We start from the raw sequence: 13442 nt of genomic DNA on the forward strand, positions 1-13442 counted from the left end.
AGCGTGGTCAACCGACCCAGCGCCGCGCGTTGCGGTACAGTCGCAGCCACGGACTTGCCTCGCCCCACTCTTGCGGATGCCAGCTCATTTGCACGGTCCGATGTACGCGCTCGGTATGCGGCATCAGGACGGTGAAGCGTCCGTCCGGGGTGGTCACCGACGTAATGCCCTGCGGCGAGCCGTTCGGATTGAATGGGTAGCGCTCGGTTACCACACCGTGATGGTCGATATAGCGCATCGCGACCTGTACGCTCGACAGATCTCCTTGTTGCGAAAAGTCCGCATAGCCTTCGCCGTGCGCCACAGCAACAGGCAGTCGAGAGCCCTCGAGCCCGGCAAAGAAAATCGATGGCGATTTTTCAATCTGCACAAATGAAAAACGTGCCTCGAACTTCTCGGAGCGGTTGCGCACGAAGCGCGGCCATGCTTGCGCACCGGGAATCATCGACGCGAGGCTGCTCATCATCTGGCAGCCATTGCAGATGCCGAGCGCAAACGTATCGGGCCGCGCAAAGAACGTGGCAAACATATCCGTCAAGCGTGCATTGAAGCGAATCGTCTTCGCCCAGCCCTCGCCGGCGCCCAGCACGTCGCCGTACGAGAACCCGCCGCACGCTACCGCACCGGCAAATTGTGAGAGATCGGCGCGACCCTCGATGAGGTCGCTCATATGCACGTCGTGCGCGTCAAAGCCAGCGCGGTCGAACGCGTAAGCGGTTTCCAGATGCGAGTTCACACCTTGTTCGCGCAGAACGGCCACGCGTGGCCGCTTGCCGCTCGAGATGAACGGCGCCGTTACGTCCTCTTGCGGATCGAACGTCAGGTGCGGCACGATGCCCGGGTCTGACGCATCGCTCAACGCCTCATACTCGGCGTCCGCGCACGCGGGGTTGTCGCGCAGCCGCGAAATGCGCCAGCTGACTTCGCTCCAGACCCGGTGCAGCTCGGCGCGGGGTGCCTCGTAGATCTTCTTCGCGTCGCGATAGATCTCGATCACATCGCGCTCGTTCAGCTTGCCAATCACGTGGCTCGCGCCCGATAGACCGAATTCGCGCAGCGTCGCCAGCACGCGATCGCGCTCGACGGCGCGCACCTGCAGCACCGCGCCGAGCTCTTCACAGAACAACGCACGCAGCGTCAAGTCGTCACGGCGTCCAGCCGTCTGGCGCGCCCAGTCCTTCGCGTCACCATAGTCGAACTCGTGCCCCTGCTCGAGCGTGAGCATATCCACGTTCAGTGACACGCCGACGTGACCGGCAAAGGCCATCTCCGCTACCGTCGCAAACAGGCCGCCATCGGAGCGGTCATGATACGCGAGCAGCTGGCCGTCTCGGTTGAGCGACTGAATCGCGTTGAAGAAGCGCTTCAGGTCTTGTGCATCGTCCACGTCCGGCACGCTGTCGCCGACCTGTTGCGTAACCTGTGCGAGGATGCTGCCGCCGAGACGGTTGCGGCCGCGGCCCAGATCGACCAGGATCAGCACCGAGTCGCCGACGTCGGCTACGCTGCGCAACTGCGGCGTCAGATGGCCGCGCACGTCTTCCACGGGCGCAAATGCGGAAACGATCAACGACACCGGCGCGACGACCTCTTTGTCAACGCCGTCCTCGCGCCACTGCGTGCGCATCGACAACGAGTCCTTGCCAACTGGAATGTCAATGCCCAACGCCGGACACAACTCCATGCCAATCGCCTTGACGGTGTCGAACAATGCCGCGTCCTCGCCGACACTGCCGCATGCGGCCATCCAGTTCGCCGACAGTTTCAGGCGATCCAGCGACGCGATTGGCGCAGCAGCGAGGTTCGTAATCGCTTCGCCAACAGCCATCCGTCCCGAGGCCGGCGCATCGATCACCGCGAGCGGCGTGCGTTCGGCCATCGTCATCGCTTCGCCACGGAAACCGGCATAGTCCATCGCGGTAATCGCGCAGTCGGCCACCGGCACCTGCCAAGGGCCGACCATCTGGTCGCGTACGGACAGACCGCCGACCGTGCGGTCGCCGATCGTAATCAGGAAGGACTTGCTTGCGACAGTCGGGTGCCTCAGTACCTGCGCGGCCACTTCCGACAGGTTCAAGCCAGTGACCTCTACCGGTGCGAACGAGCGATGCTCGCGCGTGACGTCGCGATGCATCCGCGGCGCGTTGCCGAGCAGCACGTCCATTGGCATGTTGACCGGCATGCGTGCTGGGTCGGCGGTGTCGGCCACGGCATCGTCGATCAACTGCAACTGGCGTTCGTCGGTCGCGACGCCGACCACCGCCATCGGGCAGCGTTCACGCCGGCAAATCGCCTCGAACGCGGGCAGGTCATTGGCCGCGATTGCAAGCACGTACCGTTCCTGCGCCTCGTTCGACCAGATCTCGCGCGGCGACAACCCACTCTCCTCGAGCGGCACGCGCCGCAATTCAAAGCGTGCCCCCTTGCCAGCGCCGTCAACGATCTCCGGAAACGCGTTGGACAAGCCGCCCGCGCCGACGTCGTGGATCGACAAGATTGGATTGTCGTCCCCGCGTTGCCAGCACGCGTTGATGACTTCCTGCGCACGGCGCTGGATCTCCGGGTTGCCTCGCTGCACCGAATCGAAATCGAGCTCGGCGGTGTTGGCTCCGGTGGCCATCGAACTGGCGGCGCCGCCGCCCATGCCAATGCGCATGCCGGGGCCGCCGATTTGCACCAGCAGCGCGCCGGCCGGCACATCGTGCTTGTGCGTATGCGCGTGCGAGATATTACCGATGCCGCCGGCGATCATGATCGGCTTGTGGTAGCCGCGCACGCGCCCGCCGACGTTCTGCTCGTAGACGCGGAAATAGCCGCCCAGATTGGGCCGGCCGAACTCGTTGTTGAACGCGGCGCCGCCGATCGGCCCGTCGATCATAATCTGCAGCGGCGACGCAATGCGCTCGGGCCGGCCATAGCGGCCGGCGGCGTCATCGGGACGGCGCTCGGCAAGCGGCTGTGTGGCGTCGCGCGCGTTTTCCCACGCTTCAATTGCGTCTGGCAACTCCAGATTGGACACCGAGAAGCCGGTCAGCCCGGCCTTGGGCCGCGCGCCGCGTCCGGTTGCACCCTCGTCGCGGATCTCGCCGCCGGCGCCCGTCGCCGCCCCCGGGAATGGCGAAATCGCCGTCGGGTGATTGTGTGTCTCAACCTTCATCAGCGTGTGCGTCAGCGCCTGCACCGGCGCATAGCGCTGCGTGTCGCCGCTGGCAAACCAGCACTGCGCGAGGCCGCCCTCCATCACCGCGGCATTATCCGAATACGCGACGATCGTGCGTTGGCCGCTGAGCCGGTGCGTGTTCTTGATCATCTGAAACAGCGACAGGTCCTGGGGCTGGCCGTCGATCGTCCACTGCGCGTTGAAGATCTTGTGCCGGCAATGCTCGCTGTTGGCCTGCGCGAACATCATCAGCTCCACGTCCGTCGGATTACGCGTAAGCTTCGTGAACGCCTCGACCAGATAATCGATCTCGTCGTCGGCAAGCGCGAGTCCGAGCGCGGCGTTTGCCGCCACCAGCGCGGCCCGTCCCTGCCCGATCACGTCCACCGACTGCAGCGGCTTGCCGGGTAGCGTGTCGAACAGCTGGCGCGCCTCGTCAACGGTGGCTACCACGCTTTCGGTCATCCGGTCGTGCAGCACTGCCGCGATCTGAGCCCGGGCCGCGCTGTTCAACGTCTTTTTCGTGCCGAGCAGCCCGGACAGGCCGCTCTTGAGCATCACCGCGTACTCAATGCCGCGCTCGATACGGTGCACGTTGTCCAGTCCGCAGTGCCGGGCAATATCGGTGGCCTTCGACGCCCATGGCGAAATCGTGCCGAGCCGCGGAATCACCAGGAAAGTTTCGCCGCCGTCATCGGTCGGCGCCGGCTCACCGTACTCGAGCAACGCGGTGAGCCGCGCCGTGTCGGCATCGTCAAGCCCAGCATGCGCATGAACGAAATGGACGTAGCGTGCACGCACGCCGGCCACGGCCGGTTCGATGGCCTGCAGGGTTTGCAAGAGGCGGTTCTGACGGAAATCGGACAGTGCCGAAGCGCCGGGGAAGCACGAGAAGTGAGCCATGGGGCGTTGCATCGAAGGTTGCTGATCGTCTTGTCGACCAAAGCACGCTGCGCGGTATGCCGGGCGGCATGGCGCCACGCGCCGGGGAAACCACAATTATACCGCGCTGCGCCCGCCGGCCACGACAGCGATCGCGGCCGGCGGTACCAATGCTATGTGCGCCGGTCCGCACTCTGTTGGCATTGGTGGGTCCCAGACGCCGCGCATTTGCGCAGCGCTAAACTGGAGCGACATGGTGCTGCTGTCGCCCGACAGGCTGCCGCTGGTCGGCGCGATAGCCCACCCGCGGGTGTTCGTCAATTGCGCGTACGGCCCTGTCGCCTGGGCGCTGTCGCATAGCTCTGCTACAGTGATAGCAGACCTCGTGTCGGGGAAACCGCCGGCTTTGTCGGCTGCGCCGCTAGCGGCGCTCTCGCCTGGACGATTCGCCGGCTAGCGGCGCTGACGGCCAGTTCGGGCGCTCGCGCGGCAACACCTGCCCCCGTTGCTCATTAAAGGCCTTGCATGACCGACCCTGTTCTGTCCGCCGCCGGACGCAGCGCACGCACTGCACCGCCAATCGATGCGCGCGATCGTGCGGTGCCACTGTACGACGTGGCTTCGCTGCGCCAGATCGAAGCGCAGGCCACCCGCTCCCTGCCCGCTCGCACGTTAATGGCGCGTGCCGGCCGTGCGGCCGCAGCCGTGCTGCTCGACAATGAGGTGCCGGTGCACGCCGCGTGGATCGCAGTGGGGCCTGGCAATAACGGTGGCGATGCATTGGTTGCCGCGTGTGAGTTGCGTCGCGCCGGCGTACGCGTGCATGCGTGCATGCCACGCGAAGTGGTCCCGGACGACGCGCGCTGGGCGTTGCAACTCGCGCGCGAAGCCGGCGTGCCGATCGGCACGACGATTCCGGACACGCTACAGGGATTCGACTGGGCACTCGACGGGTTGTTCGGCATTGGCCTGGGCCGGCCGCTGGACGGCGAGTTCGCGCGCATCGCCGCGCTGTTGTCCGAGCATGCGCGCCAGGGCGCGCGCGTGCTGGCGCTCGATGTGCCGAGCGGGCTGGACAGCGATACCGGCAATGTGGCCCATGATGGTGCCGCGGTGCGTGCCACCGATACCATCACGTTCATTGGCGCGAAACCAGGCTTATATATGGCGCATGGGCCGGACCTGGCGGGACGCGTGTGTATTGCGCCACTCGAGCTGACCGCCGCGCTCACAACGCCTGCCGGCCTGCCGCCATTCGACGTGCCGAGGCTGAACGCACCGACGCTGTTCGCGTCGCGGTTGCCCGAGCGCGCGTTGGCCTCGCACAAGGGCACGTTCGGCACGCTGGCCGTGCTCGGCGGCGCGACAGGCATGGGCGGCGCCCCCCTCCTGGCCGCGCGGGCTGCACTGTACTGCGGTGCCGGCAAAATCCACGTCGGCTTGCTCGATGACGGCGTGCCGCCTTATGATCCCGTCCATCCGGAATTGATGCTTAGCTCGATCCACACGCTGGCCCTGGACGCAACGAGCGCACTGGCCATTGGGCCAGGGATGGGGCGGGACGAGCGCGCGGCACGCGTGCTCGCTGACGTCCTGTCGTTGAACGTGCCGATCGTCGTGGACGCCGACGCGCTGAATCTGCTCGCCCACGACGCCAGCCTGGCGGCCCGGCTCGCGGGTCGGCAGGCGGCGACGATCATCACACCGCATCCGCTGGAAGCAGCACGGCTGCTCGGCGTGGACGCGGCGAGCGTGCAGCGTGACCGGCTCGGCGCCGCCCGGCGCCTGGCCGAGCGGCTAAACGCGGTGGTGGTTCTTAAGGGGAACGGTACCGTAATCGCCGGGGCGCGCGACCCGAGCCATCGGCCGCTGACGATTAACCCGACCGGCAACGCGGCCTTAGCAACCGGCGGCACCGGCGACGTACTGTGCGGGATGATCGGCGCGTTTGCCGCGCAGCGCATGCCGCCGTACGAAGCCGCCCTCACCGCAGTTTACTTGCACGGTGCGGCGGCCGAATCGCTGTGCGCGGACGGCGACGGGCCGGCCGGATGCACCGCCGGCGAGCTTGCGCCGCGGGTACGACGGCTGCTTAATACCCGCTTCTACACGCGTTGATCGCGGCCGAACGGACGACTCGAAGATGTCGCCGTGCATCGTTATACTGGATGCCAACGCGTCACGATTCGCAATCGCCCGCGCCGGCACGCGCAAAGACGCGGACCGGCGGCGGCTTTTCTTTCGTCACAGAGACAAGCAACGTCCATGAGTTTGAATTCGCTTCCCGCCTGGTCTGCCCTTGCCGCCCACTATGAATCGATTCGCGATGCTCATATGCGCGACTGGTTCGCCCCCGCGAATGATCCGGCGCCCACGCGGGCGGAGCGCTTTACCGTCAGCGGCGGCGGGCTAACACTGGATTTTTCGAAGAACCGCGTGACCGACGAGACGATCGCGTTGTTTGTTCAGCTTGCTCGCGAAACTGGTGTGCAAACGCGACGCGACGCGATGTTCGCTGGCGAAATCGTGAATCCGACCGAGCGCCGCGCCGCATTACACACGGCTTTGCGGGCCTCGGACGCGAATGCGCCGTACGCCGCGCAAGTCAACGCAGAGCGCACGAAAATGGCGGCCTTTGCTGAACGGGTGCGCAACGGCCAATGGGTGGGACACACTGGCAAACCGATCCGGCACGTCGTCAATATTGGCATCGGAGGCTCGGATTTGGGACCGAAGATGGTTACGCACGCATTGCATCACCTCGCGACACCGAAGATCCGCACCCACTACGTGTCCAATGTCGACGGTGCTGACCTGCAACGCGTGCTAGAACAGATCGATCCCGAACAGACATTGGCGATTGTTGTATCGAAGACGTTCACGACATTGGAGACGATGACCAACGCGCGCTCACTGCGCGACTGGTTCCTGCGCAGCGGCTGTGCGCCGGACCAGTTGGCCCGGCATTTTGTCGGCGTGTCGGCAAACCCGCAGGAAGTGGTGCGTTTTGGCATTGCACCCGACAATGTGTTCGAAATGTGGGACTGGGTCGGCGGACGCTATTCGCTGTGGTCGGCGGTCGGATTGTCGGTGATGATCGCAATCGGTCCCGAACACTTCGATCGATTGCTCGCGGGCGCCCATCTAATGGATGAGCATTTTCGCCATGCGCCATTGGAACGCAACCTGCCGGTGCTGCTCGGGCTGCTCGGCGTCTGGTACCGCAATTTCTTCGGTTCACAAAGCTACGTTGTCGCGCCCTATTCGGAGGCGCTGCACTTCCTGCCAGCGTACCTGCAGCAGCTGGAGATGGAGAGCAACGGCAAGTCCGCGACGCTGGATGGGCACTTCGTCGATTATCCGACTTCGGCGGTGACCTGGGGCGAGCCCGGCACGAACGGCCAGCACGCGTTCTTCCAAATGCTGCACCAGGGGCCAACGATCGTGCCCATCGACTTCATTGTGTCGCTCACGCCCGAGCATCCCTTACCCGGTCATCACGAAAAACTGCTAGCGAATTGTTTTGCTCAAGGCGAAGCGCTGATGCTAGGACGCACCCAGGCAGAAGCGGAACGCATCGCCGGGCCTGAACAGACGGCACTCGTGCCGCACATCGTTTTCCCGGGTAATCGGCCGACGAACACGATCCTGCTCGACGAGTTGAATCCCCAATCGCTCGGGGCCCTGATCGCGCTGTACGAGCACAAGACATTCGTGCAAGCCACCGTGTGGAACATCAATCCGTTCGACCAATGGGGCGTCGAACTGGGCAAGATACTCGGCAAGGTCGTCGAGGCGGACCTGATCTCGACGTCGTCGGTCGATCCGCACAAGCACGACTCGTCTACCAGCGCGTTGATTGCCCGCGCGCGCGCGAAGCTCCGATCCTGAAAGTAAGACTAGGCAAGCCGACCTGCTTCCAGTGTCAAGATCGCGTCACAGCGCTGAGCAAGCTCCGTATCGTGTGTCACGAGCACCAGCGTTGCGCCGCTCGCGCGGTTCAGCTCGAACATCAGGTCGGCCACCACGAGCCCCATTAGCTACGTCAAAGCTACCGGTGGGCTCGTCGGCGAACAAGATGTGGTTCGATCACGAACGCGCGCGCCAGCGCAACGCGCTGCTGCTCGCCGCCCGACAAGTGCTTCGGATAAGGGTGAATCCGCACCGCCAGGCCAACACGCTCAAGCAGCGAATGCGCGCGTCGAGCCGCATCACGCGGTTGCGCGGTGCCCGTCAACTCCAGCGGCAACATCACGTTCTCCAACGCGAAGTGGATCATCGGCGAAGCGCGTTGGCGCGGCGCCCTCGCCCGCGAGTTGCGTGTGCCGCTGGTGCCGTTCCTGCTGGCCGGCACTGAAAGCGATCCGACGTTGTTCCAATCAGCCCGCCGCACTCGCGGCCGATCGAGTCACGAGCGCGGTGCATCAACGCGTCAACACTGCCGGCCATTCCCCACCACTGCACCAATAAATCGACTGTTAGCCTGTGCGGGCACGCGGATTGCAACAGCACCGCGGGGCGGCGACTTCATGCCGGCTGGGAAGCGCGGCTCATCGATCGAACGGGATTACTGCTCAGCCGTTCAATCCGATGCCGCCGCCCTCGAATGGTCCGACGCTGAGCGCTTTTATAAGGAGTTAACATGAAATACTTGCCGATTCTCGCCGTGTCGGTCGCCGTTGCCGCTTGTGCGGCTCAACCACCGGCGGGCGTGCAGCCGGTTGGCAAGAGCGCACGCTCGCCTCAACAAGTCGCGCAATGCGTGTCGCAGAAATGGGCTGACAAGTCGCAGCAGCCCGTTACGCTACAGAACAGACTCGCGAACGATCAGGCGTTCGACGTGCTGCTGCCGGGGGAACGCCCCGGGGGTGCCGCGCTGGTCATCCAACCCGATCCGTCCGGCAAGGGGTCGTGGGTCGGCATCCGCGGCAGCGGCTATCGGGACGCGACGGCTGACGTGAATAGCTGCCTGTAGCGGCGCGCCGTGCAGCGGCCGGCCGCTGCGCGGCGTCACTGGCTCGCCGCGGCCGGCGTACCGTACAGCTTCACCCGCGAGCGGGCGCGCAATGCATCGACATAGCTGGCCCATTCAGCGTCGCCGAGCACTTGGCCGATTTGCAGTTGCGCGCCGCTTAAGCGTTGCGCGTCGATGCTCGACGGCATATCCACCGCGTTCACACGGTAGATCGCATAGCCGGCATCACCCAGATCAACGCCGACGTAAGCAGGTAGCTTTTGCGGATCGACTTTGAATATCGCGGCAACCGCTTGCGGCGGCACCCCTCGCGTATCGGCCCGCGTCACTTTGGTGACGGCCGAAAATCCAGCCGTGGACTCCGATTTCTGGACTTCAGCTAGTTTCGCTTCGCCTTGCTGACGAGCTTTATCCGCCGACAGCTGCGCGACTACCTTTTGCCGCACTTGCGCTGCGACCGTGTCGTACGGTTGAACGGAGGCCGGCTTGTAGTCCACCACGCGCGCCGATACGAGCGTATTGTTGCCGACATCGATCGCCGGTGTGTTGTGCTTGCTCTTGACGGAGTCGTCAGCAAACACGGCGGCAAGCAGCTTCGGATTGTTTAGTGGGCGCGTCAGTGGCAATGCTGGATTGCCTTCCCGCATCAATGTCGCGGTCTGGATTGTCAACTTGAACTTGTCTGCGGCCGGCTTCAAGCTATCGGACTGCTCGTAGACCATGTTCGTGAACGCCTCGGCTTGTTCCACATAGGCCTTGGTGGCCTGCTCGGCCTTCAACTCGGTCGCGATCGTCGCCTTGACCTCGTCAAACGGCTTGGTCTGTTCCGGCTTGATATCCGTCACCTTGATGATGTGATAGCCGAAATCGCTTTGCACGATGCTGCTGATCTGGTCCTTTTTCAGCTTGAAGGCGGCGTCGGAGAACGGCTTGACCATCATGCCCGGCCCAAAGAAGCCGAGGTCGCCGCCCTTGTTCTTGGAACCGGGGTCGTCCGAATTCTGTTGCGCCAGCTTGGCAAACTGCTCCGGATGCGCGGTGACCTGAGCGAGAATCGACTCGGCCTTCTGCCGAGCCTTGTCGCGCTCCGCCTGGCTCGCGCTGGCGGCAACCGCGATCAGGATGTGGCTGGCGCGCACTTCGCCGGGCGTCTTGAACTTTGCTGCGTGGTCGTCGTAGTACTTCTTCAGTTCCGCCTCGCTCGGCTGCGCGCGCTGCGCGAGTGCATCGGCCGACAGCATCAGGTACTCAACGCTCGCGCGCTCCGGCATCGCGAACGCGTCATGGTGCGCATCGTAGTATTGCTTAAGCTGTACATCGCTCGGTTGTACCTTGTCCGCATAGTCGGTCGCACGCAGCATCAGGCCCTGCACTTCACGGCTCTGTTCCGACAGGCTCGCCAGCTGCTGCGCGAGGGACTTGGGCGCAAACGCGCTTGCTTGGATGCCGTCCGGCAACTGGCGGCTCGCCAATTGGTAGCGTACACGCTCGTCGAACAATTCCGGCGTCATGCCTTGCATCGCCAACAATTGCTTGTATTGGTCCACGTCATACGTGCCGTCGGGCTTGCGCAACGCGGCGATCGCCGGGATGCTTTGCTCCGCACGCAGCACTGCTTGGTCAGACGCGCTCAGATGCAGGTCCTCGGTTGCCTTGGCCAGCACACGCTGCTGCACCAGGCTATCGAGGATCGCACGACGCATTTCTGGCGTATCAATTGCCTTTGCATCGAAGTTTGCGCCCAACACCTGGCGCGCGCGATCGAGCTGCTCGCGCATTGCACCCTCGTATTCGGCCCGGGTGATCTTGCGGCCGGCGACACTCGCGACGTCCGCGCTGTCATCAAAGAAGTTGCGAAAGCCCTGAACGCCGACGAAGCCGAGCCCTGGTGCGATGAGAATCACCAACAGGAACATCATCAGGCGCTTGTGGTTACGAAAGAAGTCGAGCATGAGATCGATTGGGTACGTTACGCAGCCGGCAAGGCCGACAATCAACAAACGCTCGATATTACCTTACCACGACGAGCGGGCAAATCGCGTGGGCGGCAAAGTAACTGACTGCGTCCGCTGAAACGGACGCGGCAGTACGGCGCAGCATCGTGCCGTGCCTGTGCAGTGGCGGTCACAGAGCCGGGTTTGGTACGTTGACGTCCGCCGTCATGAGGGCCATCGCCCTGCAGAAAAAACCGCGGTGTTGTTCAAACCAGCGTGCCGCGCCTACTCGCCGCCGTAAAACCAGCCAGCACAAGCGCTGCCAGTGCGAGTGGGACAAACGACAGCCAGAGTACCGTGTGCCATCCGTAGGCCGTCAGCAGGCCGCCTGACAAGAAGGACCCGAAGGCCATCGTTCCGAACACGATAAAGTCATTAAGCGACTGCACTCGCACCTTCTCTTCCGGCCGATGGCATTCGAGCACGAGGGCTGATGCGCCCACAAAGCCGAAGTTCCACCCGACGCCGAGCAGAATAAGCGTGAGCCAGAAATGCGCCACCTCAACACCGAGCAAGCCTGTCGCGGCTGAAAGCGCGATGAGCGCCAGCCCCGCCGTGACGACCCGCCCTGCACCGAACCGCACAATCAGGGTGCCCGTGAAGAAGCCTGGTGCGTACATCGCGATCACATGCCATTGAACACCAAGATTGGACGACGCCTGTGATAGGCCGCACATTTGCATCGCCAAAGGAGCGGCTGTCATGAGAAAGTTCATTAACAAATAGGAGACGACCGCACAGATCACCGCGGTAACGAACTGGGGCTGGCGCACGATGGTGGTGATCGGGCGGCCGCCGGCAACCTCTGTCATGGTCGGCCTCGGAAGACGGACCCCTTGCAGGAGGAATGCAGACAACACGCCCACCCCCGCTTGCGCCAGAAAGGTCGCCGCGAATGGATACGGTGTCCACAGGCTCATGGTCCCGGTAACGAGCTGAGGACCGATGACCCCGGCAAAAACCCCACCTGCCATGACGAACGATAGTGCACGTGAGCGCTGATCGTGCGGCACGCAATCTGCGGCGGCGAAGCGGAAGGAAAGCACCACGGCCGCATAAGCGCCGCCGAAAAACGTCGCGACGCAAAATAGCCAGAATGAGCCCAACATGACAGCCCAAGCCGCAAGCAGGCCAGCAAGTACGCCGCATCCGGCGCCAATCATGAAAGCGGCACGGCGGCCCCAGCGCTGGGCGATCGCCCCGGCTGGCAACGATGATGCGGCCATCCCGACGACAAAGACCGAGATCGGCAGGGTCGCCAGAGCATGACTGGGCGCGAGCGTGTTTCCGACGATCGCCCCCGTCGCATATATGACGGTCGAGTTCGCGCCGGCGAGTGCTTGCGCGATGGTGAGCCTGGCGACATTGCCCTTTGCGCGCGCGTAAAGAGCCGACGAGGACGCGTCAATCGTGGTGCCGGCACTGACTTCTGACATAGGATTCCCCCTGATAATCGCGGCCTCGCCGCGGTCAAGCACAGCCTTGCCGATCTGGGTCATTCGAGAAACCGTGTCCCCGGTCCGGTAAAGCAACAATCACGCGTCGACAAACGAGATAACTCGCGAAGTCGCGCGCGCCGACAACGTGGCCACTACCGGTGATGCCAAGCAGGCACCAAGTGGCAGCCAAACTTCATTGCTTGCGATGCTTTTTTCTTCGACAACACGAAACAAAAAACCCGCATTGCCAATAGCCATGCGGGTTTCCAGTACGGCAGCAGTCTTCTTCAGACCGCGCGGGACAGCTTCGCAAAACGGGATGGTGGGTGCTGAGGGGTTCGAACCCCCGACCTACGCCTTGTAAGGGCGCCGCTCTACCAACTGAGCTAAGCACCCGTTCGCCGTCGCGTCCAACAGAGCTGATTAGTTTAGCGCACCTTTGATCGCTTTACCAGCAATTTAATAGCAAAAAATTGTACAGTTGGGGACGCCGCCACGCCGGCATCACAGACGGTACGCTCCAAACAATCAAACACGGTAGCATTTCGAAAGCTAAAGGGTTACTCGCAATTAGCGACGTCGGGCAAGGCTAAATTCACAATGGCGTTCCGGCGCTATTGGGTCGAGAATTATCTACATACCGGCCCGAGGATTTAAGCGTACTACGGATGCACGGCGATTCTATGTACCCTGCGCTGCACGACGATGACAATATCCTTATCAATCAATCGTTTACTTCTTCAAGTACGGCATCTATGTTATTCAAGTGAATGGTCAGATACTTGTGAAGCGGCTGCAACGCTTGCACGGCCCTTATCTTCGGGCCATCTACGCGCACGCACACTACCCACCCTATGAGGTGCCGATAGAAGACGCGAATGATCAGCAAAGATTCGCTTTAATCGAGCGCGTGCTGTGGTACGGGCGGCAATTGTAAGGCCGCCCGCCGCATGAGCGTGCGTTGGCGTAGTTGCATCCTGCGCGCACCCATC

The 13442-nt window shown here is 63.3% G+C and carries 6 protein-coding genes, 1 tRNA gene and 1 pseudogene; 3 read left to right on the top strand and 5 right to left on the bottom strand.

The features are described 5' to 3' along the window. Positions 1–7: 7 nt before the first annotated feature. On the bottom strand, positions 8–4063 hold the full coding sequence (purL, locus tag RBRH_RS07065) for a phosphoribosylformylglycinamidine synthase (protein WP_041753562.1): 4056 nt from the start codon (positions 4061–4063) through the stop codon (positions 8–10). A 504-nt stretch (positions 4064–4567) separates the two neighbouring features. Here purL and RBRH_RS07075 point away from each other — a divergent pair. Both RBRH_RS07075 and pgi read left to right on the top strand, forming a co-directional pair. Further along, a complete protein-coding gene (locus tag RBRH_RS07075; protein WP_013435420.1) occupies positions 4568–6160 on the top strand; it encodes an NAD(P)H-hydrate dehydratase in 1593 nt (530 codons plus the stop codon). A gap of 147 nt (positions 6161–6307) precedes the next feature. Next, the gene (pgi, locus tag RBRH_RS07080; RefSeq protein ID WP_041753567.1) at positions 6308–7933 is read left to right on the top strand and encodes a glucose-6-phosphate isomerase; all 1626 of its coding nucleotides are present in this window, start codon (positions 6308–6310) and stop codon (positions 7931–7933) included. A gap of 8 nt (positions 7934–7941) precedes the next feature. On the opposite strand, the pseudogene RBRH_RS07085 reads toward pgi, so the two are convergent. Next, positions 7942–8309 (bottom strand): annotated as a pseudogene (locus RBRH_RS07085) (ABC transporter ATP-binding protein); the annotation flags it as partial. 375 nt (positions 8310–8684) lie between these two features. Here RBRH_RS07085 and RBRH_RS07095 point away from each other — a divergent pair. Beyond that, positions 8685–9017, top strand: a complete 333-nt coding sequence (locus RBRH_RS07095) for a hypothetical protein (RefSeq protein ID WP_013435425.1) — start codon at positions 8685–8687, stop codon at positions 9015–9017. A 35-nt stretch (positions 9018–9052) separates the two neighbouring features. Here the strand turns inward: RBRH_RS07095 and RBRH_RS07100 are convergent, their stop codons facing one another. The 3 genes from RBRH_RS07100 to RBRH_RS07115 form a co-directional block, all read right to left on the bottom strand. Beyond that, on the bottom strand, positions 9053–10969 hold the full coding sequence (locus RBRH_RS07100; RefSeq protein WP_013435426.1) for a SurA N-terminal domain-containing protein: 1917 nt from the start codon (positions 10967–10969) through the stop codon (positions 9053–9055). Positions 10970–11217: 248 nt separating this feature from the next. Then, entirely contained in the window at positions 11218–12447 is a 1230-nt protein-coding gene (locus tag RBRH_RS07105; RefSeq protein ID WP_041754291.1) for an MFS transporter, read from the bottom strand. A 323-nt stretch (positions 12448–12770) separates the two neighbouring features. Further along, positions 12771–12846: transfer RNA gene (locus RBRH_RS07115), tRNA-Val, on the bottom strand. Between the last annotated feature and the right edge of the window lie 596 nt (positions 12847–13442).

The sequence above is a fragment of the Mycetohabitans rhizoxinica HKI 454 genome, assembly GCF_000198775.1.
GTDB classification, from domain to species: Bacteria; Pseudomonadota; Gammaproteobacteria; order Burkholderiales; family Burkholderiaceae; genus Mycetohabitans; species Mycetohabitans rhizoxinica.